Origin of the sequence: Deinococcus aestuarii, from assembly GCF_018863415.1 — a bacterium.
In the GTDB taxonomy this organism is placed as follows: domain Bacteria; phylum Deinococcota; class Deinococci; order Deinococcales; family Deinococcaceae; genus Deinococcus; species Deinococcus aestuarii.
Map to the genome: position 1 here is coordinate 240782 of NZ_JAHKSN010000002.1, position 25922 is coordinate 266703.

At 70.8% G+C, this 25922-nt stretch carries 27 protein-coding genes; 21 read left to right on the forward strand and 6 right to left on the reverse strand.

Annotated elements, in window-relative coordinates; all coding sequences use genetic code 11:
• Positions 1-59: 59 nt before the first annotated feature.
• The gene (locus IC605_RS04270; protein WP_246580376.1) at positions 60-1064 is read right to left on the reverse strand and encodes a hypothetical protein; all 1005 of its coding nucleotides are present in this window, start codon (positions 1062-1064) and stop codon (positions 60-62) included.
• 67 nt (positions 1065-1131) lie between these two features.
• On the opposite strand from IC605_RS04270, the gene IC605_RS04275 reads away from it, so the two are divergent.
• The 6 genes from IC605_RS04275 to IC605_RS04300 all read left to right on the forward strand — a co-directional run bounded on the left by IC605_RS04275 (position 1132) and on the right by IC605_RS04300 (position 6428).
• Entirely contained in the window at positions 1132-1623 is a 492-nt protein-coding gene (locus tag IC605_RS04275) for an LEA type 2 family protein (protein WP_216319480.1), read from the forward strand.
• A 58-nt stretch (positions 1624-1681) separates the two neighbouring features.
• Positions 1682-2848, forward strand: coding sequence for an amidase (locus IC605_RS04280; RefSeq protein ID WP_216319482.1), 1167 nt, complete (start codon positions 1682-1684; stop codon positions 2846-2848).
• A 10-nt stretch (positions 2849-2858) separates the two neighbouring features.
• Entirely contained in the window at positions 2859-3701 is an 843-nt protein-coding gene (locus IC605_RS04285) for a hypothetical protein (protein WP_216319483.1), read from the forward strand.
• Between the two features lie 52 nt (positions 3702-3753).
• Positions 3754-4251, forward strand: a complete 498-nt coding sequence (locus IC605_RS04290) for a hypothetical protein (protein WP_246580377.1) — start codon at positions 3754-3756, stop codon at positions 4249-4251.
• A gap of 95 nt (positions 4252-4346) precedes the next feature.
• Positions 4347-5726, forward strand: a complete 1380-nt coding sequence (miaB, locus tag IC605_RS04295) for a tRNA (N6-isopentenyl adenosine(37)-C2)-methylthiotransferase MiaB (protein ID WP_216319485.1) — start codon at positions 4347-4349, stop codon at positions 5724-5726.
• 129 nt (positions 5727-5855) lie between these two features.
• Entirely contained in the window at positions 5856-6428 is a 573-nt protein-coding gene (locus IC605_RS04300) for a hypothetical protein (protein WP_246580378.1), read from the forward strand.
• Positions 6429-6495: 67 nt separating this feature from the next.
• Here the strand turns inward: IC605_RS04300 and IC605_RS04305 are convergent, their stop codons facing one another.
• The gene (locus IC605_RS04305; protein ID WP_216319487.1) at positions 6496-8097 is read right to left on the reverse strand and encodes an ABC transporter ATP-binding protein; all 1602 of its coding nucleotides are present in this window, start codon (positions 8095-8097) and stop codon (positions 6496-6498) included.
• 64 nt (positions 8098-8161) lie between these two features.
• Here IC605_RS04305 and IC605_RS04310 point away from each other — a divergent pair, with 64 nt between their 5' ends.
• Positions 8162-8950 (forward strand): phosphatase PAP2 family protein, encoded by a 789-nt coding sequence (locus tag IC605_RS04310; protein WP_216319488.1) that lies wholly within the window; start codon positions 8162-8164, stop codon positions 8948-8950.
• An 80-nt stretch (positions 8951-9030) separates the two neighbouring features.
• Positions 9031-10500: a phytoene desaturase family protein gene (locus tag IC605_RS04315; RefSeq protein WP_216319489.1), complete on the forward strand. Its 1470-nt coding sequence runs from the start codon at positions 9031-9033 to the stop codon at positions 10498-10500.
• Between the two features lie 37 nt (positions 10501-10537).
• Here the strand turns inward: IC605_RS04315 and IC605_RS04320 are convergent, their stop codons facing one another.
• Together IC605_RS04320 and IC605_RS04325 are read right to left on the reverse strand one after the other, a co-directional pair.
• A complete protein-coding gene (locus tag IC605_RS04320; protein ID WP_216319490.1) occupies positions 10538-10807 on the reverse strand; it encodes a hypothetical protein in 270 nt (89 codons plus the stop codon).
• A 4-nt stretch (positions 10808-10811) separates the two neighbouring features.
• Complete coding sequence (locus IC605_RS04325; protein WP_216319492.1) at positions 10812-11999, reverse strand: DUF885 domain-containing protein; 1188 nt, start codon at positions 11997-11999, stop codon at positions 10812-10814.
• Positions 12000-12101: 102 nt separating this feature from the next.
• Between IC605_RS04325 and IC605_RS04330 the strand changes: the two genes are divergently transcribed.
• The 4 genes from IC605_RS04330 to IC605_RS04345 all read left to right on the forward strand — a co-directional run bounded on the left by IC605_RS04330 (position 12102) and on the right by IC605_RS04345 (position 15977).
• Positions 12102-13385 (forward strand): replication-associated recombination protein A, encoded by a 1284-nt coding sequence (locus IC605_RS04330; RefSeq protein WP_216319494.1) that lies wholly within the window; start codon positions 12102-12104, stop codon positions 13383-13385.
• Entirely contained in the window at positions 13382-13909 is a 528-nt protein-coding gene (locus IC605_RS04335) for a hypothetical protein (protein WP_343216499.1), read from the forward strand. Before IC605_RS04330 ends, IC605_RS04335 begins: the two co-directional genes overlap by 4 nt.
• Before the next feature lie 360 nt (positions 13910-14269).
• The gene (locus IC605_RS04340) at positions 14270-14656 is read left to right on the forward strand and encodes a fasciclin domain-containing protein (protein WP_343216500.1); all 387 of its coding nucleotides are present in this window, start codon (positions 14270-14272) and stop codon (positions 14654-14656) included.
• A gap of 85 nt (positions 14657-14741) precedes the next feature.
• Positions 14742-15977 (forward strand): VanW family protein, encoded by a 1236-nt coding sequence (locus IC605_RS04345; protein WP_343216501.1) that lies wholly within the window; start codon positions 14742-14744, stop codon positions 15975-15977.
• A gap of 1 nt (position 15978) precedes the next feature.
• Here the strand turns inward: IC605_RS04345 and pyrF are convergent, their stop codons facing one another.
• Positions 15979-16782: an orotidine-5'-phosphate decarboxylase gene (gene pyrF / locus IC605_RS04350; protein WP_216319496.1), complete on the reverse strand. Its 804-nt coding sequence runs from the start codon at positions 16780-16782 to the stop codon at positions 15979-15981.
• Positions 16779-17504 carry a 3-keto-5-aminohexanoate cleavage protein gene (locus tag IC605_RS04355; RefSeq protein WP_216319499.1) on the reverse strand — a complete coding sequence of 242 codons (726 nt, stop codon included), beginning with the start codon at positions 17502-17504 and terminating at the stop codon, positions 16779-16781. The genes pyrF and IC605_RS04355 overlap by 4 nt, the downstream gene beginning before the upstream one ends.
• A 41-nt stretch (positions 17505-17545) precedes the next feature.
• On the opposite strand from IC605_RS04355, the gene IC605_RS04360 reads away from it, so the two are divergent.
• From IC605_RS04360 to IC605_RS04400, 9 genes are all read left to right on the forward strand, one after another.
• Entirely contained in the window at positions 17546-18400 is an 855-nt protein-coding gene (locus IC605_RS04360) for a DUF1028 domain-containing protein (protein ID WP_216319503.1), read from the forward strand.
• 86 nt (positions 18401-18486) lie between these two features.
• Positions 18487-18954 carry an Rrf2 family transcriptional regulator gene (locus tag IC605_RS04365; protein WP_216319505.1) on the forward strand — a complete coding sequence of 156 codons (468 nt, stop codon included), beginning with the start codon at positions 18487-18489 and terminating at the stop codon, positions 18952-18954.
• A gap of 161 nt (positions 18955-19115) precedes the next feature.
• Positions 19116-20675, forward strand: coding sequence for a nitrite/sulfite reductase (locus IC605_RS04370; protein ID WP_216319508.1), 1560 nt, complete (start codon positions 19116-19118; stop codon positions 20673-20675).
• Positions 20672-21217, forward strand: coding sequence for an adenylyl-sulfate kinase (gene cysC / locus IC605_RS04375; RefSeq protein WP_216319511.1), 546 nt, complete (start codon positions 20672-20674; stop codon positions 21215-21217). Before IC605_RS04370 ends, cysC begins: the two co-directional genes overlap by 4 nt.
• The gene (locus tag IC605_RS04380; protein WP_216319514.1) at positions 21214-21993 is read left to right on the forward strand and encodes a phosphoadenylyl-sulfate reductase; all 780 of its coding nucleotides are present in this window, start codon (positions 21214-21216) and stop codon (positions 21991-21993) included. Before cysC ends, IC605_RS04380 begins: the two co-directional genes overlap by 4 nt.
• Positions 21994-22057: 64 nt before the next feature.
• Entirely contained in the window at positions 22058-23230 is a 1173-nt protein-coding gene (sat, locus tag IC605_RS04385; RefSeq protein ID WP_216319517.1) for a sulfate adenylyltransferase, read from the forward strand.
• Positions 23231-23308: 78 nt separating this feature from the next.
• Positions 23309-24274, forward strand: a complete 966-nt coding sequence (locus IC605_RS04390; protein WP_216319520.1) for an ABC transporter substrate-binding protein — start codon at positions 23309-23311, stop codon at positions 24272-24274.
• 4 nt (positions 24275-24278) lie between these two features.
• The gene (locus IC605_RS04395) at positions 24279-25106 is read left to right on the forward strand and encodes an ABC transporter permease (protein ID WP_216319523.1); all 828 of its coding nucleotides are present in this window, start codon (positions 24279-24281) and stop codon (positions 25104-25106) included.
• A complete protein-coding gene (locus IC605_RS04400; RefSeq protein ID WP_216319526.1) occupies positions 25103-25846 on the forward strand; it encodes an ABC transporter ATP-binding protein in 744 nt (247 codons plus the stop codon). The genes IC605_RS04395 and IC605_RS04400 overlap by 4 nt, the downstream gene beginning before the upstream one ends.
• The last annotated feature ends 76 nt before the right edge of the window (positions 25847-25922 follow it).

Sequence of the window (25922 nt, forward strand, 5' to 3'; positions counted from 1 at the left end):
CCCCCGATGAGAAGGGCGCGCGGACGCTGACGGGGGGTTTACCGCCCGCGCGGGCACGCTCAGGGCTCCTCCCCCGGCTCCTCGGGAGGGCCGCCCAGCGGGAAGGTGTAGCCCACCCGCGCCCCGAACCCCGCCGGGCCACCGGGAAGCCGCCCCCCCCGCACGTCCACGCTGAGGGTGCCGCTGCCGGTGGGCACCCGCACCTCCGTCCCCACCCGCAGCGGCGCGCTCGCCGTCCGCCACGGCTCGTAGGCGACGTACACCTGCGCGAGGCTGCCCTCGCCGAGCAGGTCCGGGGCACTCAGGCTGCCCGTCACACCCCAGGTCGCCGCCCCGCCCGCGCCCGTCCCCGCGAGGGCATCGAGGGCGAGCGTGACACCCGACTCCGCGCTGTAGCTCACGCCGCCCGCCAGGCCCAGCACGTCCCGGCCTGCTCGCGCACCCAGCCGCAGGGTGACGCTGCCCGTGCGCTCGGTCGCGGGCCCGGCCTCCGGGTCATCCCCCTCGGCGGGGGGCAGGGGGCGGGTGAGGTCGCGCCGCCACTCCACGCCCGCCAGCGCCTGGGGCTGTGCGCCGAACTCGCCCCCCGCCACGGCGATCAGGGTGCGGCTGACCCGGTAGCGGGCCGTCACGTCCGCGTTCGCGCCGCGTTCCCTGAGGTCGGTGGGGGCCTGGGTCCACGCGGCGAGGGGGTCCACCGCCGTCGCCCCCGCCGTGAAAAAGGCGCCGCCCGCATTCAGGGCGACCGGGCCCAGGGTCACGTTCACCCGCGAGGCCAGCCGCACGCCTCCGCCCCAGGTCACGGCGGCGTCGGCGGTCGCCGCCACGGCCCCGAGCAGGGGGACGCTGAGGCCCTGCGTGACACCGACCTCCAGCGCCCGGTTCGACACGCCCGCCGCGAGGGTGCCCCGTCCCAGGGCGATGTCGCTCACGCCGAAGCGCACGAGCCCGCCGTCCCACACGGAGGCGCCGCCGCTGCGGTACGTCACACCGAAGTCGAGGTTCAGGGCACCCGCCCCGCCCGACAGCGCGGCGAGGGCGAGGGCCGTCATCATCCTGGTCATGGGGGGCAGCGTAGCCCGTTTGCGGGGCGTCAGGCACGGCGGGGCGGAAGCGGGTAAGGTGACGCGCATGAAACGGCTTTTGCTCACCCCCCTCCTCGTCCCGCTGCTGGGGGCGTGCGCCCCGACCCAGCGGGTGATCCAGGTGCCCACCTTCGAGGTCGAGCAGGTCCGGCTGACCAGCCTCGCGCTGCCGGGCGGGGGCAGCCCGGCCCAGGCGAACCTCGCCCTGCGGGTGCGGGTGGGGAACCCCAACCCCGTGCCCGTGCGCCTCGCCAACTTCAACGCCCGGCTCTTCATCGACGGGGCGGACGTGGGGCGGGTGGACCTGCCGAACGTGAACCTTCCCGCGCGGGGAAGCACGGTGCAGGACGCCAACCTCGGCATTCCCGTCACCCTCCAGACCGCCGGGTCGTTCCTGAAGGTGGCGCGCGGCACCCAGGTCGCCTACCGGGTGGACGGCACCTTCACCGCCGACCTCGGCGTGCTGGGGCGCCCGAGCTTCGGGCCGTTCACGCTGGCGCAGGGGGTATGGCAGCAGGCGGCGATCCTGCCCTTCTGAGGGGAGCAGTCAGCGGTCAGCTTTCAGCCGTCAGCAGGAACCCTTTACCCTGGGTCGTGTGACCCTCCCCGACTTTTCCGACCCTCAGCGTGCGTGGGCGTACCGCCCGGCCTCTCCCCTGGCCGGTGCCGTGGACGGGCCGCTCGCGGGGCTCACCTTCAGCGTCAAGGACCTGTACGGGATGCCGGGGTGGCCGCTCACGGCGAGCACGCGCGCTCCCGTGCCCGATCCGGGCGAAAGCGTCCTCGTGCGGCGGCTGCTCGAATTGGGCGCCTCGGCGGTCGGCAAGACGCACCTGCACGAGATCGCCCTCGGGATCACGGGCATGAACGGCTTCGGGGGCACCACGCACCCCTTCGACCCGGAGCGGGTGCCGGGGGGCAGCAGCAGCGGCGCGGCGGTGAGTGTGGCGCTGGGGCAGGTCGATTTTGCCCTTGGCACGGACACGGGCGGCTCCATCCGCGTTCCGGCGGCGTGGTGTGGCGCTGTCGGGTACAAGCCGACGAAGGACCACCCGGCGTGGAGCACGGGGGGCGTGTTGCCCCTGAGCTGGACGTGCGACCACGCGGGACCGCTCGCCCGGGACGTGCGGACCCTCGCGCGGGTTCACGGGGCGCTGACGGGGCGGGAGGTCGTGCGGCGGGGGTGGGCGGGCGTGCGGGTCGGCCTGTGGCTCCCGGACGGCTGGGTGGACGACATGGTGAGGGAGGCGGTACAGGGTTTCGCGGCACAGTTGGAGAGCCTGGGCGCGAGACTGGAAGACGTGCAATTCCCCGAGGTTCTCGACGCCTACTCGCCCATCGTGCTCAGCGAGGCCGCGCGGGTCCACGCTCAGGCCCTCGAACAGAGCGACCCCGGCTTCACCCCCTTCACGCTCGGACTCTTGCGGCAGGGGCAGGCGTTGACTCCGGCGGAGGTGGAGACGGCCTTTGACCGACGGGCAGCCTACCGCGCTCAGTTGGACACCCTCCTCGCCCGCTATGACGTGCTCCTCGCGCCCGCCGTGCCCACCCCGCCCCCCCTCATCGGGCAGGAGGACGTGGACCTCCGCGAGGGCCGCACCCCCCTGCGCCGCGCCGTGTTGCGCCTCACCGCGCCCTTCAGCCTGCTCGGCGCCCCGACCGTCGCGCTGCCTACCTCCGCGCCCTTCGTCGGCGTGCAGCTCGTGGGCAGGCACGGGGAGGACGACCGCCTGCTGGGATTGGCGCTGACCCTGGAGGACTAGGATGGACGGCATGACCCGGGCGCGAGCGTTCCTGACGGTGGTGCTCTCCCTCCTTCCCCTCGCGGGCGCGCAAGAGGGACCCCGGACGCTGACGTGGGGGCCGATGACGGTGACGGTCACGCCCCGCCCGGCTGGAACCCTCGACGCCGACGCGCAGGCGCGGGCGGTGGTCAGGAACGGCGCCCGCACCGTGCTCACGGTCAGCGGGTGGGACGTGAGGGCCGAGTTGCAACCCCTGCGCCCCGGCGGGAGCCCCGAACTCGTGCTGACCGCTTTCTCGGGCGGCGCGCACTGCTGCTTCACGAATTACGTCTTCACCCAGGACACGGGCCGGGTCGAGAACCTCGCCATCATCGACGGGGGCGACTTCGGGACCCTCTTTTCCGACCTGAACCGCGACGGCACGAAAGAGGTGCTGCTCTACAGCAACACCCTCGCCTACTACGACTGGCCCTTCGCCGCGACCCCGGCCCTCCTGACCGTCCTGGGCTGGGACGGCGTGCGTCTCGCCGACCGCACCCGCGCCTACGCCTACGTGCCCGCGCAGGAGGCGGCGCGCCTCCTGCGCGAGTTGCAAGACGGTCTACAGGGCCTCCCCTCACCCGAGGCCCGCGACCTGACCCTCCTGAAATCCAGGCTGGGCGGCTACTACACGAACATGATCCTGGCCGGGCAGAGCACGCGGGCGGAGGCCGTGCTGACTTCGCAGGTCTTCCCCAATTCCGCCCCTCTGCGTGACTGGTTTCGCGAGCACCGCACGGGATTGATCAACGCGACGTACGGCCAGCCGGAGGGGCGCGTGCAGGCGGTGAACAGCACGACGTACCCGCTGAAGGAACCGGGCAGCCCGTGAGGCGAGAGCTCTCCTGTCAGACCCGCTTCAGAGGCGACGCATAATCTCCGGCATGGTCTCGAACGTCCCGGTCCGCCTCCTGCCCGCCGTTCTCCTCCCTGCCCTGACCGGCTGCGCCCTCGGAGCATTCATCAGCCCGACCACACCGCTGGAACGCGCGGTGAACGGTACCTACGAGGGCATCGGCGTGGGGGGCACGGGCCGGGTGCCCTACCGCCTCGTGCTGAGCGTGCAGGAGCGCGAGGGCAAGGCGAGCGGCGTGATGACGAACCTGGAAAGCCGCAAGGCCTACGCGGTGAGCGGCAAGTTCCAGCGGGTGCAGGGCGGCGGCGGCCTCGACGTGGGTCTTTTCGAGGAGGGCAACAAGTACCGCGGCACCCTGCGCGGCCAGATTCAGGGGAACAAGTTCAGCGGCGTGCTGAGGACCGTGCTGCTGGGGCGCGAGCTGCTCGGGTACAACGTGACGCTGGACAAGCAGACCGGGGAGGCTATGCCTGCCCAGGCGCCCGTCACCCCTGCGCCCGTGACGCCCGTTCCCACCGTGCCCTGAGCCGGGGCGCTAGACTTCCTCCCGTTCGTGGTCCGGTCCCTCCGGTCACGTCGCAAGGGCCCCGGAATCCCTCCGTCAGGCCCGGGAGGCACAGCATGAAGGCACACCTGATCACCTACGGGTGTCAGATGAACGAATACGACACGCACCTCGTCGAGTCGCAGCTCGTGAGCTTTGGCGCCGATCTGGTCGGCAGCGTGGACGAGGCGGATTTCGTCCTGATCAACACCTGCGCGGTGCGCGGCAAACCCGTGGACAAGGTGAGGAGCCTCCTCGGCGACCTGCGCAAGCAGAAGGCCCAGCGGCCCCTCGTCGTCGGCATGATGGGCTGCCTCGCCCAGCTCGAAGAGGGCCAGCAGATCGCCCGCAAGTTCGAGGTGGACGTGCTGCTCGGGCCGGGGAGCCTGCTGGATATCGGCAAGGCTTTGGAGGGGAGCGAGCGGTTCTGGGGGCTCCAGTTCAAGGACGAGCTGCACGACCACATCCCCCCGCCGCCCGCCGGGAGGCTGCAAGCGCACCTCACGATCATGCGCGGCTGCGACCACCACTGCACCTACTGCATCGTGCCCACCACGCGCGGGCCGCAGGTGAGCCGCCATCCCGATTCCATCCTGCGCGAGCTGGACATGCAGCTCCAGGCGGGGGTGCAGGAGGTCACGCTGCTCGGGCAGAACGTGAACGCCTACGGGGTGGACCAGGGCGCCCGGCTGGCCGGGTATCCCTCCTTCGCCGACCTGCTGCGGATGGTGGGGCGAAGCGGCGTGCGCCGGGTCAAGTTCACGACGAGCCACCCCATGAACTTCACCGAGGACGTGGCCGCCGCGATGGCCGAGACGCCCGCCGTGTGCGAGTTCGTGCACCTGCCCGTGCAAAGCGGCTCCGACCGGGTGCTGCGCCGCATGGCCCGCGAGTACACCCGCGAGAAGTACCTCGGGCACATCGCCGAGATCAAGAAGCATCTGCCGGACGTGGTGCTGGCGACCGACCTCATCGTGGGCTTCCCCGGCGAGACCGAGGAGGACTTTGGGGAGACGCTGAGCCTCTACGACGAGGTGGGGTACGACAGCGCGTACATGTTCATCTACTCGCCGCGCCCCGGCACCCCGAGCTACCGGCACTTTCAGGACCTGCCGCGCGAGGTCAAGACCGAACGCCTGCAACGCCTGATCGTGAGGCAGAAGGAGTGGAGTGCGCGCAAGAACGCGGCGAAGGTGGGCACCCTCCAGGAAGTTTTGCTGCGCGGCGACGCCCACGACTCCGGCTTCCTCGAAGGCCACACGCGCGGCAACCACCCGACCGTGGTGCCCAAGGCCATCGGCGTGACGGGCGCGGGCATTCACCTCGTCCGCATCGAACACGCCACCCCACACATGCTCTACGGCAAGGTGGTGGACGCGCAGGGCCGCGAGTTGCCCGAGCTGCCGCGCCTGAGTCCCGAGGCAGCGGGGCTGAGCAGTCCCTTGCAGATGGCGTAAATCGTGTCCGCAAGGGGCAGAGCCTGAGGCAGCGTGACCGCCCCGGGCTCCGCCTCATTTGTAATCGCCTCACGAATCTTCAAGGAGCACATCACGCCGGAATCAGTTTGGGCCGCCACAGTGAGGCCTATGAAAAAGATGCTGTTGGGAGCAGTCGGCCTGAGCGCGTTGCTGGCGAGTTGCGGGAGTGGGACCGCGCCGGACGGAAGCGGGTCGGGCCGCGTGACGGCGGTTCAGACGGAATACCGCCTGAACAGCGAGACGGGCCCCTTCGTCGCCTGCGACAACGTGAACAACGTGGTGGCGAGCACCCAGGTCTCGGTCTATTTCAACGTGTCCGGCAACGTGCAGACGGTCGATGTCGGGCTGCGTGGCAACAGCACCAGCCAGTACGACGGCAACTACAATGCCCAGGCCACCGGCCAGCAACTCGCCGCCGTCGGCAACGGCAGCTACCGCCTGACCTTCGACGCCAACCCCGCAACGGGCGGCTTCCTGCCCCAGTCCATCATCGTGAGCCCTGTGCGGGACAAGGTGAAGGTCGTCTCCGCCACCAGCCAGCAGGCGGGCAGCTTCCACGCGGCCCTGAGCGTCAACACCGGGAGCGCCACGTACAGCTTCAACAGCCGCCTGATCGCCAACGGCAACGTCGAGGTCTACCCGAGCTGCACGGTTGTCCGCACCACCAACGAGGACGTCTAAACCGCCCCTCCCCAGGCAACGAGGCCGCCCCACAGCGAGGCGGCCTCCGTCCTTTTTCCTCCCCCGTTCAGCGTTCGCCCGTCTGCTGCGTCTCGCTGACCTCACCGCTGCGCCCGCTCGTGTTCCCGCTGCCCGTCATCAGCAGCCCGAGTTGCGTCTCCGTGGCGGTCGCGGCGTCCACCTCGCCCACGACGCGGCCCTCGTACATCACGAGGATGCGGTCGGCGAGGTTCATGACCTCCCCGAGATCGGCGCTGATCAGCAGCACCGCGAGGCCCTGGTCGCGCGCCTCCACGATGCGGCCGTGGATGAACTCGATGGCGCCGATGTCCACCCCACGCGTGGGCTGCGAGGCGACCAGAATCTTGGGCCCCTTGCGCATCTCGCGGGCGACGATGATCTTTTGCGCGTTGCCGCCGCTGTAGCGCCCCGCCTGGAGGCTGGCGCTGCGCGGGCGCACGTCATACCGCTCGCTGAGTTCGCGGGCCGTCTCGTTGATCTTGTCGAGGTTGAGAAACCCCAGCGGCCCGGCGAAGGGGGGACGGTCGTGCTCGCCCAGGATGTAATTCTCGGCGGTCGTCATGTCGAGCACCAGCCCGCGCTCGTTGCGGTCTTCCGGGATGTGCGACAGGCCGCTCTCCTCGACCTCGCGCACGCCCCGCGCGTGTTTGCCCAGATAGGTGATCTCGCCCGAGCCCACCGGTGTGAGCCCCGTGATCGCCTCCACGAGTTCGCTCTGGCCGTTGCCCTCCACCCCCGCGATGCCGACGATCTCGCCCGCCCGCACCTGGAAGGAGACGCCATCGACCGCGTTGCCGTGCGCGCCCTTCACGGTCACGTTCCGCACGTCGAGGGCGACCGGGCCCGGCTGGGCGGGGGCTTTCTGCACCTTGAGGCTCACATCGCGGCCCACCATCATCCGGGCGAGGGTCTCGGTGGTGGCGCCCTGGGCGGGGATGGTGCCGATCATCTTGCCGTCGCGGATCACGCTGATGGTGTCGCTGATGTGCAGCACCTCGTGGAGCTTGTGGCTGATAAAGATCACCGCATTGCCGCTCGCCGCGTACTGGTTTTTGAGGAAATCGAACAGCTCGTCCGTCTCGCTCGGCGTGAGGACGGCGGTGGGCTCGTCGAGGATCAGGATGCGGGCGCCGCGGTAGAGCGTCTTGAGAATCTCGACCTTCTGCTGGAGGCCGACGGGAAGGTCTCCCACGAGCGCGTCGGGCCGCAGGTCGAAGTTGAACTGCTTGATGAGTTCGGCCACCCGCCGCCGCGCCCCCGCGTAGTCGATGGAGGTGCCGGCGCGGGGCTCGGCGCCCAGAATCACGTTCTCGGTGACGCTGAGGGTATCCACGAGCATGAAGTGCTGAAAGACCATGCCGATGCCGCGCGAGATGGCCTGGGCGGGGTCGGTGAAGTTCACGACCTCGCCGTCCACGACGATCTCGCCGGAGGTGGGCGGCTGGGCGCCGTAGACGATCTTCATCAGGGTGCTCTTGCCCGCGCCGTTCTCGCCGCACAGGGCGTGCACCGAACCCCAGCGCACCGCCATGCTGATGTTGTCGTTGGCGAGCACCAGCGGAAAGCGTTTGGTGATGCCGCGCAACTCCAGCGCGTACTCGGAGTTGTGCCGCGCCGCGTGGGGCACGCCGTGGGTCTGGACGGTCATGCCCCCAGTGTAGACCGCACCCCCGCCCGCACCATCAAACGGGGGAAGCGTCACAATATCCGTCATGGAACCCTTCTGGCTGGCCGTCACGAACCTGGGGCGCGACGAGGTGTTCATCGTGGCGCTCGCCCTGTACACCTGGCTGGTCAACCCGCGCGGGGGCCGCGACCTGGGCGTTGCCTTCGCCCTCTCCTACCTCGTGAACACGGCGCTGAAGTTCGGCTTCGACCTGGGACGCCCCTTCACGAACGATCCCGGCCTGGCGAGCGAAGCGGCGCGGAGGACGGCGGGGGGGCCCGGCCTGCCCAGCGGGCATGCGCAGATGGCGGCGACCCTGTGGGGCGGAATCGCGGCGCAGGTGGGGCGCAGAGGGGTGTGGATTCTCGCCCTCGTGCTGATCGCGCTGATCTCCGGCTCGCGGCTCGCGCTCAACGTCCACTATGCCATCGACGTGATCGTCGGCCTGCTGCTGGGCGTGATCTTCGCGGCGCTCGCCGTGCGGGGCTTCTTCCCGCAGGAGGGGGCGCTGCGGTGGCTGATTCCCCTGATCTTCCTCGCCCTCACCGCCCTCCTGCCCGCCGGAACGCCGCGCGAATACGGCACGGCGCTGGGGCTCCTGGCCGGATTCTGGTTCGTGCGCCCCACCTTCGCCCCCCCGCGTGACGTGGCGGGACGGGTGATCGTCGGCGTGGTCGGGCTGCTGATCGTCTTCGCCGTGTTCTTCGGGCTGGCGCTGCTGCCGCAGGGCATCCGGGACATCGGCCTCGTGCGGGGGCTGCGGTACGCGCTGCTGGTGGTCGTCGCGGCGGAGGGGGTGCCCCGGCTGCTGCGGCGCTGGCTGCCGGAGCGGTAGGCCTTCAGGCAGTGCGCGGTGGACGGAGAACGGCCCGTCCGCCGCTTTCTCTGCCCACTTCCTCCCCTTACCCTGACTCCATGACGCCTTCCGGGAGGCTGGACGCGGTGGTCGTGGGGGCGGGGCCGAACGGGCTGGCGGCGGCGGTCACGCTCGCGCGGGCGGGGCTGCGGGTCAGGGTGCTGGAGCGGCACGCGGGGGTGGGCGGCGGGCTGAGCAGCGCCCCCCTCACCCTGCCGGGCTTCATCCACGACGTGGGCAGCGCGATTCACCCGCTGGGCTACGCCTCGCCCGCCTTCCGGGACTGGCCCCTGCACGCCTTCGGGCTGGAGTGGGTGTGGCCGGACGCCCCCTACGCCCACGTCATGCCGGACGGGACGGGCGTAGTCGTGGAGCGCGAGTTGGAGAGGGCGGCGGCCAGTTTCGGGAAGGACGAGGGGGCATGGCGGGCGCTGTTCGGGCCCTTGGTGGCGAATTGGGAGGGGGTACTGGAGGATGTGCTCAGGCCCCTGCCCCGGCTTCCCAAGCACCCCTTCACGCTCGCCCGCTTCGGGCTGCGGGGCGTGCCCCCCTCGACCCTGACGGCGCGGCTCCTGCGAACCCCCGAAGCCCGGGCGGCCTGGGCAGGGCTGGCGGCCCACGTCAACCTGCCCCTCTCCACGCCGGGGACGGGGGCGGCGGCCCTCCTGCTCGGCACGCTGGCGCACGCGGTGGGGTGGCCCTTTCCACGTGGGGGGGCGCAGAGCCTCGCGGACGCCCTCGCCGCCTACCTGAAATTTCTGGGCGGCGAGATCGAGACGGGGGTGGAGGTGCGCTCCATGCGGGATGTGCCGCCCGCCCGCGCCGTCCTCGTGGACTCCAGCCCCGGCATGCTGCTGGGCCTGCTGGGGGACCGGGCCACGCCCGCCTACCGCGCCTGGGTGCGGCGTTACCGTTACGGCCCGGGCATCCTCAAACTCGACTACGCGCTGGGCGGGCCCGTCCCCTGGCGTGACCCGGCGCTGGCGCGGGCGGGAACCGTGCATCTGGGCGGCACGTTGGAGGACATCGTTTCAGCCGAGGCGAGCGTGGCGCGGGGCCGGGCACCGGAACGACCCTACATCCTCGCCGCGCAGCACACTCTCTTCGACCGCACGCGGGCGCCGACGGACGGACACACCTTCTGGGCCTACGCCCACACGCCGCCCGGCACGTCGGACAGTTACGCGGAGGCGGTCGAGGCGCAGATCGAGCGGGCGGCCCCCGGCTTTCGGGACCTGATCCTCGCGCGCAAGCTCACCAACGCACGGCAACTGGAGGCGTTCAGCCCGGTGTATCGGGGAGGCGACGTGAACGGCGGGCGGGGCGACCTGTGGGGACTGCTCGCCCGGCCCGTGCCCACCCCGACCCCCTACCGCACGCCCGTGCCCGGGATGTACCTGTGCAGCAGTTCCACGCCCCCCGGCGGCGGCATTCACGGAATGCCCGGATACTGGGCGGCGCGGGCGGCCCTCGCGGACGTGTTCGGGGGAGGTTCGCGGGAAGCGGTGCGCGGGACGCAGGAGAAGTGAGCCGTTCCCGCGTCCCGCGCACTGCGTACCGCCCCCTTCAGTCCCCCACGAAGACCTGCCGCTCGTACTCGCCGGGAGCGCGGGCGGGGGGCAGCCCCTCCCCGGCCCGCTCGCGCAGGCGCCCCAGGACCAGCGCCACCGTCGGGCCCTCGCCGTACATCCTCACGGCGTCGTCGGTCAGGAGGATTTCAAAGCCGCGTTCGCCCGAATCGGTGACTCGGAAGACACGCCCCGGCCCCTCGGTGAAGGTGTGAACCTGGGCGCCCTCGGGGAAGTCCGCGTGTTCGATCTGCGCCTGAAGGTCCATTCCGTCATTGTGCCGCGTCCGGCGTCCCTTCCCGCAGTTGTCCCGGCGTGACGGGTTCCCTCAGCAATCGCGCAAAGCCCGGCGTGCCCTCGCGGTCCAGCACCCCTTTCACGAGGTCGCCGCCCACGCTGTAGGTGAAGATGTACGCCCGGAAGGTGGGCTGCGAGATGAAGCGCAGGCTCTGGCGGGCCCTCCCCTCGTTCGCGGGGCCGTAGCGCCGCAGGAAGTCGAGCACCTCGGCCTCGGTCGCCCCGTCCTCGTACAGCATCAGCGCCGCCGTGCCGCTCACGCCCTTCAGTCCCTCACGGGCGCGGCTGGCGTCCAGGAAGGCGGTCACGTCGTCCGGGTCCAGGCCCGCCACCCCCGCCAGTTCGCCCGTCAGCCACGCCTCCACCTCTCCCCGGTCCATCAGGGCGCGAAGGGCGTTCGTGGCGATGCCCTCGCTGACCACGCACTCGGGGGCGTTCAGGAGTTGGATGGAGTGTTCGAGCCAGCCGCGTTCCCTGACCAGCCGCGCCTCCTTCGTCGCGTGTTCGGTGTGGTGGCCGGGGTAGCCCTCGTGGGCGAGGAGGTCGGGCAGGTTCGGCAGCAGCACGGGGAGGTCGGTGTTGAGGTCGATGCGGCTCTGGAGATTGCCGAGCGGCCAGTTGTACCCCGACCACGGCTTGTCCTGGACGAGGCCGATGGTGAAGTTCTCGCCGCCGGGGAGGCCGAAACGTTCCCGCGTGCGCTCGCGGAGCTGCGAGAGGATGGGCCCGGCCACCCTCAGGATGTCGTCTCTAGGAATTGCCACCCGCGAACGCAGCGCCTCCTCTCGCTCGATCAGGGAGCCTGAGCCGGGCAGGGCAGCGTCGAGTGCCGATAGCGCCCGCTCCAGGTTCTCCACCTCCGCCCGCCTGGGCTCGATGTCGAACAGCCCCCGCACCTCGTCCGCGTAGGGCAGCACCTCTCCTGCGATCAGCCGCGTCATGGTGTCCAGCGCCCGCGCCTGCACGGTCAGGAAGGCCCGGCGCGCATCGTCCTCCACGCCCTCCACCCCTTCCAACAGGGCCCCGGCCCAGGCGCGCAGTTCGGCGGGGTCGCGCCGGGTACGGTCGGCCCAGTCCTGCGGCCCGCCGTACCCGTCCACGAAGCCCTCCCGGTGCGCGTCGATGGCGTGGGCGAGGCGGATATAGCGCTCGGCGATGTCCATAAGGGGAGGATAAGGCCCGCGGCCGTGGGCGGCGCGGCAGCCGGGGGTCCGAAGCTGGCGGCCTTCCCCCTTGCCCCTCCCCACCCCCGCTATCCTCCCCCCGTGACCCTCTTCGACCCGCCCGCTCCCCTGGCCGAACGCCTGCGCCCGCGCTCCGTGGCGGAGGTCGTGGGGCAGACGCACCTGCTCGGGCCGGGCAAACCGCTGACCCGGGTGCTGGACTCCGGGCGGCTGGGCTCGCTGATCCTCTGGGGGCCGCCGGGCGTGGGCAAGACGACGCTGGCGCGGCTGATCGCCGGGGAAGTGGGCGCCCACTTCATCCCCCTTTCCGCAGTGACGGCGGGCGTGAAGGACGTGCGCGAGGCGGTGACGGAGGCCGAGCGGGTGCGGGGCCGGGGCCAGCGGACCATCCTCTTCCTCGACGAAATCCACCGCTTCAACAAGGCGCAGCAAGACGCCCTGCTTCCCCACGTCGAATCCGGCCTGCTCACCCTGATCGGCGCGACGACCGAGAACCCGAGCTTCGAGGTCAACCCGGCCCTGCGCTCCCGGGCGCGGACGCTGGTGCTCGAAGCCCTGACGCAAGAGGACCTGCGCGGCCTGCTGGGGCGGGCGCTCTCGGACCCGCGCGGGCTGCCGGGGGTGAGCGCCGAGCCGGGGGCCCTCGACCTGATCGCCCGGCTGGCCGACGGGGACGCGCGGCGGGCGCTGAGCACGCTGGAGGTCGCCTCCACCCTCGCCGAGCCCGTCACCGAGGCGGCGGCGCGCGAGGCGTTCGGGCGCCACCTCCCGGCGATGGACAAGAACGGGGAGGACTTCTACAACCTGATCTCGGCGCTGCACAAGAGCGTGCGGGGCAACCACGTGGACGCTTCGCTCTACTGGCTCGCCCGGATGATCGAGGGCGGCGCGGACACCCTGTACGTCGCCCGCCGCATCGTCCGCATGGCCGCCGAGGACATCGGGCTGGCCGACCCGCAGGCGCTCAGGCTGGCCGTCGCCGCCCGCGACACGGCGGAATTCCTGGGCAGCCCGGAGGGGGACCTCGCGCTCGCGCAGGCGGTCGTGTACCTCGCCCTGGCCCCCAAGAGCAACTCCGTGTACGTGGCCTGGAAAAAGGCTCTGGACGCCGTGCGGGAGAGCGAGACACTGCCCGTGCCGCTGCACCTGCGCAACGCGCCCACCGCCCTGATGCGGCAACAGGGGTACGGCACCGGCTACGCCTACTACTTCGACAACCCCGAGGGCAGCTTCCGGCAGAACTACCTCCCCGACGGCGTGCGGCTCGACCTCTACGAACCCACGGGCGAGGGCTGGGAGGCGCGGGTGGCCGAGCGGTGGCGCAAGCTGCGGGAGGCGCACGGGGAGGGGGAGGACAGGGCGTGAGGCGCGTGTTGACCGCTGAGGACGCGCTCGCCCAGCTCGGGGAGGGACGCCCCATCGAGGACGCGACCATTGCGGACGAAGTGCGGCTGCGTCAGCTCAGTGAGGACAAGACCAGCGTCCCTGTTCTCCTCAGGCGCTGCCATCTGGAGGGGCTGAGCGCCCTCCTGCTCCAGTTCTCTGCCCCCGTGGTGTTCGAGGACTGCACGTTTCGAACCGCCAACTTTTACGCCGCCTACTTCTTGCGAGGGGCGGAGTTCATCAATTGCACCTTCCTCACCGAGGTCTCTTTCGAGTGCGGCGGCCACAACGAACCTTCCGTCCGTTTCCGGTTGGCGGGCTGCACTTTCCGGGGCTTCGTCAACTTCTTCGACAACTGGTTTCACGGTCTTGTCGAGATCAGGGAATGCGCTTTCGAGCGGGGAACGAACCTCCTTGGAAACATCGGCCAACCCTTCGCGGTAAGGTTCGAAGTCCCTCCCATCATCGAGGGGAACACGGGCGATCTGGCGCTGGACGGCGGCTGAACGCCTGATCCTCCACACGCCCCCTTCCCCAGCCACCTCACGACTCATCACCCACCCATGATGTCCATGAAAGGAAGCGGGCTTTCCGCTCAAGCGCAACTGTACGGACAGATACCTATTCTGGTCACCTTTCTTCTTACGCTGATCAGCAACGAAAGAGGGGCGAAACTCGGGTGTCTGACGGGCCGTTCTAGGAAATGAAGGTGTGGGCCTTCATGACGGCGACCCCCTTCTCTCGTGTTCGGGGAGGAACCCATGAGAACGCGTCTCGTAGCAATGAGCGCCGCCCTTCTTCTTTCAGGGACCGCCACAGCGGGCGGCGGCGCCAATGTGCCAGCCGGAAATACCATCGCGGCGGTGGTGTCGAACGATCCCAACTTCAGCACGCTGCTCTCGGCGGTGCAGGCGGCGGGGCTGACGCAGACCCTGGCGGGGCCCGGGCCGTTTACGGTTTTCGCGCCGACGAACGCGGCGTTCGCCAAGGTGCCCGCCGATCAGCTTCAGGCCCTGCTGAACAATCCCGCGCAGCTCCGGGCCGTGCTGCTCTATCACGTCGTGCCGGGGCGGGTGACCTCGGCGCAGGTGGCCGGGCTGAGCAGCGCGACGACCGCGCAGGGCGGCACGCTCACGGTCAGCGCGAGCGGCGGCACGGTGCGGATCAACGACGCGACCGTGACCCAGGCCGACGTGCCCGCGAGCAACGGCGTGATCCACGTGATCGACACGGTGCTGCTGCCGCCCAGTTAGGGCCAGGGGAGGTCAGGCGGGGGGAAGCAGGTGCGCCTTGCCTGTTTCCCCTTTCGTCTAGGAAGATGAACAGGAGGCCGAATCCGTGACCAGCCCTGCCCGCCGGGACCCGTTCCCCTTCGGACTCACGCTGCGGCTCCTGCTGCTGAGTGGGGTGGCGGGTGCCGTGGGCTCGACGGGCCTGGCCCCGGCGACGGGCCGACCGCCGCGCCCGGCCCCTCCCCTGCCGCTCACCCTTCAGGTCAGCGCCCCCGAGCCCGTCCTGCGGGGCGGGAAAGTCGAGCGGCCCCTCATTCAGAAAAGCTATGTCCTGACCCTCACCCCGGAGCAGGTCAGGCAGGTGCGGGAGCGGGGGTCGTCGGCGCCTCTGGGGGCCGCGTTGGAGGCGGTGTATGCCCGGATCGACGCTCGGGAGCCGCGCGACGCGGTGTTTCGCAACGTGGGCGGCGTCTGGACCGCGCGGGCCCAGACCGGGTGGAAGGTCCGGAGGGACGTGACGGAGCGCGCGCTGCTCGGCGCCCTGCGGGAAGGAGGGCGGACGGTGGAAGTCGAGGTCGGCCTCACCCCTCCCGCACGGAGCGTGCGTACGCTGCGGGAACGGGGGGTGACCCATCACCTCGCGGCGGGCGAGTCGAGCTTCGCGGGCAGCCCGGACTTCCGGGTACACAACGTCCGCGTCGGAGGCGGCAGGTTGCACGGGGGGTGGGTGGAGCCGGGCGCCGTCTACGACTTCAATGCCCGAACGGGCGCGATCACCCGGGCGCGCGGCTTCGTGCCCGGCTACGTGATCGCGGGCGGCACCCTGGCCCTGGAGGACGGCGGCGGCCTCTGCCAGGTCAGCACGACCGTCTTCCGCGCGGCGTACCTGGCCGGGCTCCAGGTCGTCGAGCGGCACGCGCACTCCCATCAGGTCGCCTACTACGACCCCGTGGGCTTCGAGGCCACCGTGTACGCGCCGAGCAAGAACCTGCGCTTTCGCAACGACACGGGCGGGCCGCTGCTGATGCAGGTTTCGTGGGACCTGAAGAGAGAGACCCTGCGCGTGGACCTGTTCGGCGGCCCCCCCGACCGGCAGGTCCAGGTTTCGGAACCCCGTGTCAGCGACCGCCGGGCGGCCCTCCCGCCGACCTTCCTGGCCGATCCCGGCCTCGCGCCCGGCGAGACGCGGCGGGTCGACATGCCCGCCTCCGGGATGAGGGTGGAGATCACCCGCCGCGTGCAGATGAGGGGCGGCGAGGTCAGGACCGACCGCCTGCTCAGCCGCTACCGGCCGTGGGGTGGCGTCTTCGCCGTCCACCCGGAGGACGACCGATTGCGGTAGGTCACCCCAGCGCCGCGTTCAGCTCGTCGCGCAGCCGCCGCGCCGCCTCCCGGCTCGCCGCCACGTCCAGCCCGTCCGCGTACCCCACGGCCCGGCTCGCGCTCGCCAGCGCCCCCGTTCCCCCCGGGTGGAAGGCCGGGGCGAGTTCGGCGGCGGTCCCCCCCTGCGCCCCCAGACCAGGCAGCAGCAAGAGGGCGCGGGGCATCAGCGCGCGGAAGAGGGCGAGGTCCTGTGGGTGGGTGGCGCCGACCACCGCCCCGACGCCCGCGTATTCACCTTCTTCGTCCTGCTCCCCCAGGCGGGCGACCTCCACCGCCACGCGCTCGCTGACGCCCTGCCCCTGGAGGTCCGCCTGATCGGGATTGCTCGTCTTGACGAGGACGAAGATCGCGCCGCCGTTTCCGCGGGCCGTCTCCACGAATGGGCTTAGGGTTCCGAAGCCCAGGAAGGGGTTGACCGTCAACGCGTCCCCCGCGTGGGCCCCGCTCAGCCACCCCCGCGCGTAGGCTTCCGCCGTCGAGCCGATGTCCCCGCGCTTGCCGTCGAGGATCACGGGCAGGCCGAGCAGCCGGGCCGCCGCGCAGACCTCCTCCAGCAGCGCGAAGCCGGACAGGCCCAGCGCCTCGAAAAAGGCGAGCTGCGGCTTGACGCAGGCGGCGAGGGGGGCCGTCACCTCCAGCACGTCGAGCGTATGCCCACGCAGGTGATCCACGTCCCGGTACGCGCCCAACCGGGGGTCGAGGCCCACACACAGCCGGGTCTTCAGGTGGCGGGTGCGCTCGGTGACGGCGGCGGCAAAAGTCATCGGGGCGAGGCTAACACGCGCCGCGCGGCCCTCACGAGGTCGGCGTTGTCGGCGGCGGGAGGGCCGTCCGGCAGGGTGAGGGTATCTTCCAGGCCGATGCGGGTGTCCAGTCCCCGGTGGGCGGCCTCGTGGAGGAGAGACCAGGCACTCACGCCCGCACCGTGCAGGAGACGGGGCGGCGTGACCCCGGCCTCGTCGAGCAGGGCGAGGATGGCGGCGGCCTCCGTCAGCGCCTCCCACGGCTCCCGGTCCATCACCTCCACGAGAATCCGCAGCGCCCGGTCGCGGGAGGGCCAGCTCAGGAAGGACCGCGCCGCCTCCACCGTCCAGAGCCCGGCTTCCACCCCCACGCCTAATTCCAGCAACGTCTCCGCGAAGGGGACGGCGTGCGGCTCGTGCCAATTCACGGATACGAAGTCGGGGCGCACGGTCCAGGCGCGGGCGGCGGCGAGTTGCCTCTCCACGTCCGGCAGAATCCAGAAGCCGCTGGAGATGCCGACCGGGATGCCGGGGCAGGCGGCGCGCACGGCGGTCAGCGCGGCGGCCACAACCTCCGCCTCCAGCGACTCGCGGCCCCCCTGGGCGCGCGGGTGCAGATGGAGGGCCCCGGCGCCCGCCGCCACCGCCCCCCGCGCCGCCTCTGCAAGTTGGGCCGGGGTGACGGGCAGGGCCGGGTGACTTCCCACGGGACGGCCCCCGTTCAAACAGGCTTTCAGGAGCATGGGCTCAGCGTACCGGGGCCCGCGCCTGTTACCCTCGCCCCATGACCTTTTCCATCGTGGGCCGCGACGCCGCCACCGGAGACCTCGGCGTGGCGGTGGCGAGCAAGTTCCTGGCGGTGGGCGCCCTCGTCCCCTTCGCGCGCTCGGGCGTGGGCGCGGTGGCAACCCAGAGTTACGTCAACCCCAACTTCGGGCCGGACGGGCTGCGGCTCCTCGCCGAGGGTCTAAGCCCGGAGGAGGTATCCGCACGCTTCCAGGCAGAGGACGCCACCATCCATCAACGGCAATTCGGGATCGTGGGGGCGGACGGGCGGAGCGTCACCTACAGCGGCGCGGGCTGCCATGCCTGGGCGGGCGGCTTCACCGGGCCGGACGTGGCGATCCAGGGCAACATCCTGACCGGGCTGGAGGTCGTGGACGCGATGGCTGCGGCGTGGGAGGCGGGCGACGGGCACCCTCTCCCCCGCCGCCTGCTGGGGGCACTGAGGGCCGGGGACGCGGCGGGCGGGGACCGCAGGGGCAGACAGTCGGCAGCCCTGCTGTGCGTCGGGCCGGGGCGCGGCTACGGCGGCCTCACCGACGACTGGGTGAACCTGCGCGCCGACGACCACCCCGACCCCTGTGCGGAGCTGGAGCGCCTGCTCGGCATCTCCGACCTCCTGTTCGGGCGGCCCGAGACGACTACCGAACTCGACGAGGACGGGCGGCGCTGGCTGCGGGCGCTGCTGATCCGCGAGGACTACGCGAGTTCCCTCCCCGGCGGCGAGTGGGACCCGGAGACCGAGGCCGCCGCCTGGGCCCTTTTCGGCACCGAGAACCTGGAGGAACGCTGGGTGCCGGGCGGGAGGTTCGACCCGGTGGCGCTGGGCTACCTGCGGGAGCGGTTCGGGGAGTGAGGGAAGCTCTCAGCCGTCAGCAGTCAGCCATCAGGAAGCGGGGCTTTTGCTGACGGCTGAACGCTGAGAGCTGATAGCTTTTCCCCATGCGGCTTTCGGCCACCGACGTGTACGCCTTCCAGGCGCTGGGCTTCCTGGGAATGCAGGAGCCCACGCGCTGGGTCGCCAGCGAGGAGATCAGCGACGCGACCGGGGTTCACCGCCCCTACCTCGTGCGGATTCTGGCGGCACTCACGGCCAAGGGCATCGTCAAGAGCAAAAAGGGCATCGGCGGCGGCTACGCGCTGGCCCGCAAGCCCCACCTGATCAGCCTGTGCGAGGTCGTGCGCGCCATCGACGGCCCGGTCGCGCCCTTATCCTGCATCAGCCTCAACTGGCACGAGCCCTGCGTCGAAGAAGACCGCTGCCACGCCCGCGCCACCGTCTACAAGCGGATGCGCGACGCGATGCTCGCCGTGCTTCAAGAATTCAGCGTGCAGGACCTCGTGACCGACGCGCGCCAGGGCGTGAGCTACGGGCACTGCCTGGGCCACCTGCTCAAGCCGAACGCTTAAGCCCGGCTCAACACCTCGTCTGTCTCCTCGGTCGAGACAAGTTGATCGAAGTTGTCATCTTTCGGGTATCCTGGGGGGCATGAGTTTTCTGGAGCCCGGCGTCCGGTATTGTTCACCCCCGCTCCGACCCTGACCTCTCGTTTCCCCTTTCCGGAGATCCCATGAGCGACATCGAAGCTCTCAAAAAAGAAGTCCCGCCCTTCCAGATCTTTGACCTGATCCCGCAGTACGCGCGGCAGGGCTTTATCGACCCCGAGCGGATCGACCTGCTGAAGTGGGCGGGCGTGTACCCGCAGCGGCCCCAGGAGGACGGCTTCCTGATGATGCGCGTGCGCGTGCCCAGCGCCGAGTTCGCCACCTCGACCCTGCGCGAGGTCGCCAACATCGCCGAGGAGTACGGGCGCGGCTTTCTGGACGTGACCGACCGTCAGGCCTTCCAGTTTCACTGGCTGACCATCGACAAGATTCCCGAGATTTTCGACCGCCTGGAGCCGCTGGGGCTGCATCCCCGGGGCGCGTGCGGCGACACGGTGCGCGCCGTGATCGCCTCGCCGCTCGCCGGGCTCGACGCCCGCGAAGTAATCGACGTGCGGCCCATCGCCCACGCGATGGAGGGCACGCTGACCGGCAGCGACGACTTTCAGGACCTGCCCCGCAAGTTCAAGATGAGCCTGACCGCCACCCCCGAGCTCGAAGGCATCCACATGATCAACGACGTGGGCTTCCTGGCGCACCGGGTGAACGGCGAGGTCGGCTTCGACGTGTGGGTGGGCGGCGGCCTGGGCGCGGTGGCGCACCTCGCCAAACGGCTGGGCGTGTTCATCAAACCCGAGGAAGTGGTGGAGGTCGGGCGGGCCATCGCCGGGGCCTACCGCGACCACGGTTACCGGGTCAACCGCAAGAAGAGCCGCCTGAAGTTCCTGATCAAGGACATCGGCGTCGAGAAGTTCCGCGAGATCGTAGAGACGGAATATCTGGGCCGCAAGCTCACGGACGGCCCCGCCGCGCCCGTCGCCCGCTTCGGCGGCAACGACGTGCTGGGCGTGAACCCGCAAGCTGACGGCCTGAACTACGTCGTCGTGGCGACCACCGTGGGCCGGATCGACCCGTACAAGGCGCGCAAGCTCGCCGACCTCGCCGACCGCTACGGCAAGGGCGTGCTGCGCACCACCGCCTTCCAGAACATGATGATTCCGCACGTCCGCAGCGAGGACATCGCGGCGCTGACCGCCGAGCTCGAGACCATCGACCTCGCACCGAAGACCACCCTGCGCGGCACGACCATCGCCTGCACGGGCACCCAGTTCTGCCGCCTGGCCTTGACCGAGACGAAGGCGCGGACCGCGAACCTCGTGGACCATATCGAGGCGAAGTTCGCGGGGCTTGACGTGCCCTTCACGATCAACCTGACGGGGTGCTCGAACGCCTGCACGCGCTATCAGGTCGCCGACCTCGGCTTCATGGGCGCTCTGCGCGGCGAGGAAGAGGTGTACAACGTTCACCTCGCGGGCAGCATCGGGCAGGCGCAGCGCACGGGCGACAAGCTCAAGGGCATCGTGCCCGCCGTGCGGCTGAACGAGTACACGGAGGCGGTGCTCAGCGACTTCCAGAATGGTAAGCTCCCCAATGAAAGCTTCGTGGAGTACGCCGACCGGGTGGGCCACGAACGCTTCGCCCCCGACGCGATCCTCAAGCCGGACCGTGAGGTCGTGACCGCATGACCGCGACGCTGAACCGTCCCGAGGTCGGCACAGGCCGGGTGGTGTGGTTCACCGGTCTGTCCGGGGCGGGCAAGAGCACGTTGGCCTCGGCGCTGTACGACGAACTCAAGGCACGCGGTGTTCCCGTCGAACTCCTCGACGGCGACGCGGTGCGCGAGAACCTGAGCAAGGGGCTGGGTTTTTCCAAGCAGGACCGGGACACCAATGTCCGCCGCATTGCCTTCGTGGCGGGGCTGCTCGCCAGGCACGGAGTCACGGTGCTCGTGAGCGCGATCAGCCCCTACGCGGACACCCGGCGCGAAGTGCTGTCCACGCTGCCCAACCCGACCGAGGTGTTCGTGGACGCGCCGCTGGAAGTCGTGACCGAGCGCGACGTGAAGGGCCTGTACCTCAGGGCACTGGCCGGGGAAATCCCGCACTTCACGGGCGTGTCCGACCCCTACGAGGCTCCTGCGGCGCCCGACCTCCACCTGCGGACCGACCACATCAGCGTGGAGGAGGGCCTGGGCCGACTCCTCCAACACCTGGGATATGGGGCGTGACCGCGCTGAACGACCGGCCCGAGGTGCGCACTCCCGAGCAGGGGGGCGTGCCTCTCACCACCGAGCCGCGCGCTCCCCGTGAAGCTGCCGGACACGCTGACCCCACCGCCCCCGACTTCACGCCCGACACGGACCCGCTCGACGTGATCCGCTGGGCGCTCGAAGCCCACCCCGACCTGCTGATGCCGAGTGCTTTCAACCTCAACGGCGTCGTGCTGCTCGACCTCGCGGCGCGGGCGGGCTACCGGGGCGAGGTCGTGTTCGTGGACACGGGCTACCACTTCCCCGAGACGCTGCAAACACGGGACCGCCTGGCCGCGCGTTATCCCGAGACGACCTTCGTGACCCTGAACGCGGGCTCGCATCCCGAGGACGGGCAGACGCCGCCCGACCTGTACGCCTCGGATCCCGACGGGTGCTGCGCGGTGCGCAAGGTGGCGCCCCTCCAGGCTTACCTGCGCGAGAAGGGGCCGTCGGCCCTGCTGAACGCCCGCAGCCGCGACCAGGCGAGTACCCGCGCCGACATCCCCTTTGTCGAGACGGGCGGGGCGCGCGTGAAGGTCAACCCCCTCGCCCACTGGACGCGCGAGCGGCTGGAGGCGTACGCGACCGAGCACTGCCTCCCGGTCAACCCGTTGTACTTCGACGGCTTCCTGAGCATCGGCTGCTGGACCTGCACCCGGGCCGTGCGCCCCGGCGAGGACGCCCGCGCCGGACGCTGGGCGGGCCGGGGCAAGACCGAATGCGGGCTGTGGGTCGGGGAGAGCAAACTCTAGCACCCCACCCTTTTCGCCCAAAAGTTGACCAACTTCATCCACTGATCGTTTGAAAGGCCGAAGCATGACGACCCTCCCCAACCCTTCCCCCATCCTTCTGCCTGCTCCCCTGGGCGGCACCCTCGTCAACCGCGTGCGGCGGGCCGGGCACGACTTCGACCCCGCCGAGCTGGGGGGCCTGCCCCGGCTGGAACTCTCCGACCGCTCGTATTCGGACCTGGAGATGCTGGCGACGGGCGCGTACTCGCCGCTGACGGGCTTCCTGGGCGAGGCCGACTACCTGAGCGTGATCGAGCACATGCGCCTCTCGGACGGCACGCCCTGGAGCATCCCGATCACGCTACCGGTCGCTCGTGAGGAGGCGGGGCGGTACACGGGCCGCGTGGTGCTGACGCGCGGCGGCGAGGCGGTCGGCACGCTGGACGTGGAGGAGCGGTACGAGGCGCGCAAGTCGTTTGAGGCGCGGGAGGTCTACCGAACGGAGGACTCCGCGCACCCCGGCGTGGCGGCGCTGTACGCGCAGGGGGACGTGAACCTGGCCGGGCCGGTGACCCTCTTCGAGGTGCCGCGCGGCGCCTTCCCCCTGCATCACCGCACGCCCGCCGAGGTGCGCGAGGTGATCGAGGCGCGCGGCTGGCGCACGTCGGTCGCCTTCCAGACCCGCAACCCGATCCACCGCGCGCACGAGTACCTGCACAAGGTCACGCTGGAACTCGTGGACGGGCTGCTGCTGCACCCGCTCGTCGGCACGACGAAGGGCGACGACGTGCCCGCCTCCACCCGCGTGCAGGCGTACGAGGTGCTGCTCGACCGCTACTACCCGCAGGCCCGCACGCTGCTGAGCGTGTATCCGGCCGCCATGCGCTACGCCGGGCCGCGCGAGGCGATCTTGCACGCCCTCTCGCGCCGCAACTACGGGGTGACCCACTTCATCGTGGGGCGCGACCACGCGGGGGTAGGGAACTACTACGGGACCTACGACGCGCAGGACATCTTCGGGAACTTCACCCGCGAGGAGCTGGGCATCCAGATTCTCAAGTTCGAGCACACCTTCTACTGCAAGACGTGCGGCCAGCTCGTCAGCCCCCGCACCTGCCCCCACGGCAGTGAGCATCACCTCGTCCTGAGCGGCACCAAGGTGCGCGAGAAGCTGCGCGCGGGCGAGAAGTTGCCCCCCGAGTTCACCCGCCCCGAGGTGGCCGAGGTGCTGCGTGAGGCCTACACCCAACAACTTTGATCCGGCCTCCCCCTGACCGGCGCGCGCCCCTCACCGGGAGCGTGTTCACGGCGAAAACCCACTCCACAGGAGGGACAAATGACCCCGAGACCGACGCTGCTGGCCCTGAGCCTCGCCCTCCTCATCCCCAGCGCCGCCGCCCAGGGCGCGACCACCCTGCGGCTCGGCTATTTTCCCAACCTGACCCACGCGCCCGCCCTGGTGGGGTTAGAGCGCGGCACCTTCCAGAAGGCGCTCGGGAATGTGAAACTGGAACCCAAGGAATTCGTCTCGGGGACCACCCTCACCGAAGCCTTTGCGGCGGGACAGATCGACATCGCCTACGTCGGCCCAGGTCCGGCGATCAACGCGGCGGTGCGGGGAATGCCCCTCCAGATCGTCGCGGGGGCGAGCGAGGCGGGGGCGGTGCTCATCGCGCGCAAGGACAGCGGGATCAGGACGTACAAGGACCTCGCCGGGAAGCGGGTGGCGGTGCCCAGCCTGGGGAACACGCAGGACATCAGCCTGCGGCACATTCTCAAGGAACAGGGGCTCAAGGCGCAGACGGACGGCGGCACCGTGAACATCACGCCCATCCCGCCCGCCGACGTGCTGGCGGCCTTCGCGGGCAGGCGGGTGGACGCCACGCTGGTGCCCGAGCCGTGGGGCGCGGCGCTGGAAGCGCAGGGGAACATCCTCGTGGGCACCGAGAAGACGGTGTGGCGCGGGGGCGCGTACCCTTCCACGGTGGTGATCGTGAACACGAAGTTCGCGCAGGCCAACCCGGCCGTCGTCACGGCCTTTCTCAAGGCGCACGGGGAGGCGGTGGCGTTTCTGACAGGCAAGCCCGCTGCCGCCGCCGCCGCCGTCAACAGGGAGCTGGAGAAGCTGACCGGGCAGAAGCTCGACCCGCGCGTCCTCCAGCGGGCGATGAACCGCACCCGCTTCACGACGGCGCTCGATGCGGGCGCCCTGAACGAATACGCGGCCCTCAACGTGGAGGCCGGGTACGCGCGGGGCACCGTCAACCTCGCCCCCTTCCTCAACCCGGGGTTCAAGCGGTGAGGCCGTGACGACCACGCTCGACACCCCCACTCCGGTGCGCCGCCCTTCGCGCTGGCGCGTGCTCGGCTGGCAGCTCCTCGGCCTCGCGCTGCTCCTCGCCCTGTGGTGGCTCGTCACGGACGTGCTCCGGCTCTACCCGCCCTACGTCTTCCCCAGCCCGCGCGCCGTGGGGACCGAGATCAGCTACGGCCTGTGGGGCACCGGGCCGCAGGACGGCAAGCTGCTCGCGGGAATCGGCAACAGCCTGCGGCGGGTGCTCGTCGGCTACGCGATTGCCGTGCTCCTCGGCGGGGTGGTCGGCCTGTTGATGGGCGCGTGGCGGCCCCTGCGCGATACCCTCGGCGCTTACCTGACCGGCATCCAGAGCGTGCCCTCCATCGCGTTCGTGCCCTTTGCCATCCTCTTTTTCGGGTTGAACGAGCGGGCGGTGCTGTTCGTGGTCATTCTGGAGGGCTTCATCCCGGTCGCGCTCGCCGTCTCGGGCGCGCTGATGAACGTGCCCCCGGCGCTGCGGATCGCGGGCCGGACGCTGGGAGCACGGGGACTGGACCTCACGACGGGCGTGCTGCTGCCGAGCGCGGTGCCCAGCATCCTGACGGGGCTGAGGACCGCCTGGAGCTTCGCGTGGCGGGCGCTGGTGGGAGCGGAGCTGCTCGTCAGCGCGAGCGCGAGCCTGGGCGCGCAACTGGAGATCGGGCGCAACACGGCGAACATCGCGCTCGTGATCGCCACCATCCTGACCATCGGCGTGATCGGCGGGGTGTTCGACGCCCTGCTGCGCGTGCTGGAGACCCGTGTGCGCCGCGACTACGGGCTGGAGGTGCCACAATGACCGCCACGATGCCCCCCCCCGCCGAGACGGTCAGCCCCCCCACCCAGGGGGTCAGCCTGACTCTGGATGGGGTGACCTACCGCTACGGGCGGGGCCGCGCGGGACTCGGCCCCCTGAGCCTGCACGTCCAGCCCGGCGAATTCCTGTGCGTGGTCGGTCCCTCGGGCAGCGGCAAGAGCACCCTGCTCTCGCTGCTGGCGGGTTTCCTGCGGCCCCAGGCCGGACGGATTCTGCTGGGCGACACGCCCGTTACCGGGCCCGACCCGCGCCTGACGCTGGTGCAGCAGGAACCCGCCCTCTTTCCGTGGCGCACGGTGGCGGGCAACGTCGCCTTCGGGCTGGAGCGGCGGCGCTTTCCCCGCGCCCAGCGGGACGCCCGGGTGCAGGAGACGCTGCGCCTCGTGGGGCTGGCCGGGTACGGCCCCCGCCGCGTCCACCAGCTTTCCGGCGGGCAGCGCCAGCGGGTCTCCCTGGCCCGGGCGCTGGCCGTGCAGCCGAGCCTGCTGCTCCTCGACGAGCCCTTCAGCGCCCTCGACGACCGCACCCGCACGGTCCTCGCCGACGAGTTGCTGAGTATCTGGTGGGCGAGGAAAGTCACCGTCGTCTTCGTCACGCACAACCTGGAAGAGGCGCTGGCGCTCGGGCAGCGGGTGGTGGCCCTGCGTGGGGGCGAGGTGGCGCTGGACGCCCCGGCGCGGGAGCTGAACGTGGGGCGGCTGCGGGAGATGCTGGAGGGGTAAGCGGCCCCGGATGACGAGGAAGAGCCGAGGCTTGCCGCCCCGGCTCTTCCTTCCTTTCGGTCGTGGCGCCGCCCTC

Coding starts and splice junctions, on each gene's coding strand:
- miaB (WP_216319485.1), top strand. CDS start 4,347: ATGAAGGCACACCTGATCACCTACGGGTGTCAGATGAACGAATACGAC.
- IC605_RS04305 (WP_216319487.1), bottom strand. CDS start 8,097: ATGACCGTCCAGACCCACGGCGTGCCCCACGCGGCGCGGCACAACTCC.
- IC605_RS04390 (WP_216319520.1), top strand. CDS start 23,309: ATGACCCCGAGACCGACGCTGCTGGCCCTGAGCCTCGCCCTCCTCATC.
- sat (WP_216319517.1), top strand. CDS start 22,058: ATGACGACCCTCCCCAACCCTTCCCCCATCCTTCTGCCTGCTCCCCTG.
- IC605_RS04290 (WP_246580377.1), top strand. CDS start 3,754: ATGGTCTCGAACGTCCCGGTCCGCCTCCTGCCCGCCGTTCTCCTCCCT.
- IC605_RS04400 (WP_216319526.1), top strand. CDS start 25,103: ATGACCGCCACGATGCCCCCCCCCGCCGAGACGGTCAGCCCCCCCACC.
- IC605_RS04360 (WP_216319503.1), top strand. CDS start 17,546: ATGACCTTTTCCATCGTGGGCCGCGACGCCGCCACCGGAGACCTCGGC.
- IC605_RS04365 (WP_216319505.1), top strand. CDS start 18,487: ATGCGGCTTTCGGCCACCGACGTGTACGCCTTCCAGGCGCTGGGCTTC.
- IC605_RS04300 (WP_246580378.1), top strand. CDS start 5,856: ATGAAAAAGATGCTGTTGGGAGCAGTCGGCCTGAGCGCGTTGCTGGCG.
- IC605_RS04325 (WP_216319492.1), bottom strand. CDS start 11,999: ATGGACATCGCCGAGCGCTATATCCGCCTCGCCCACGCCATCGACGCG.
- IC605_RS04270 (WP_246580376.1), bottom strand. CDS start 1,064: ATGACCAGGATGATGACGGCCCTCGCCCTCGCCGCGCTGTCGGGCGGG.
- IC605_RS04320 (WP_216319490.1), bottom strand. CDS start 10,807: ATGGACCTTCAGGCGCAGATCGAACACGCGGACTTCCCCGAGGGCGCC.
- IC605_RS04285 (WP_216319483.1), top strand. CDS start 2,859: ATGACCCGGGCGCGAGCGTTCCTGACGGTGGTGCTCTCCCTCCTTCCC.
- cysC (WP_216319511.1), top strand. CDS start 20,672: ATGACCGCGACGCTGAACCGTCCCGAGGTCGGCACAGGCCGGGTGGTG.
- pyrF (WP_216319496.1), bottom strand. CDS start 16,782: ATGACTTTTGCCGCCGCCGTCACCGAGCGCACCCGCCACCTGAAGACC.
- IC605_RS04275 (WP_216319480.1), top strand. CDS start 1,132: ATGAAACGGCTTTTGCTCACCCCCCTCCTCGTCCCGCTGCTGGGGGCG.
- IC605_RS04355 (WP_216319499.1), bottom strand. CDS start 17,504: ATGCTCCTGAAAGCCTGTTTGAACGGGGGCCGTCCCGTGGGAAGTCAC.
- IC605_RS04310 (WP_216319488.1), top strand. CDS start 8,162: ATGGAACCCTTCTGGCTGGCCGTCACGAACCTGGGGCGCGACGAGGTG.
- IC605_RS04315 (WP_216319489.1), top strand. CDS start 9,031: ATGACGCCTTCCGGGAGGCTGGACGCGGTGGTCGTGGGGGCGGGGCCG.
- IC605_RS04370 (WP_216319508.1), top strand. CDS start 19,116: ATGAGCGACATCGAAGCTCTCAAAAAAGAAGTCCCGCCCTTCCAGATC.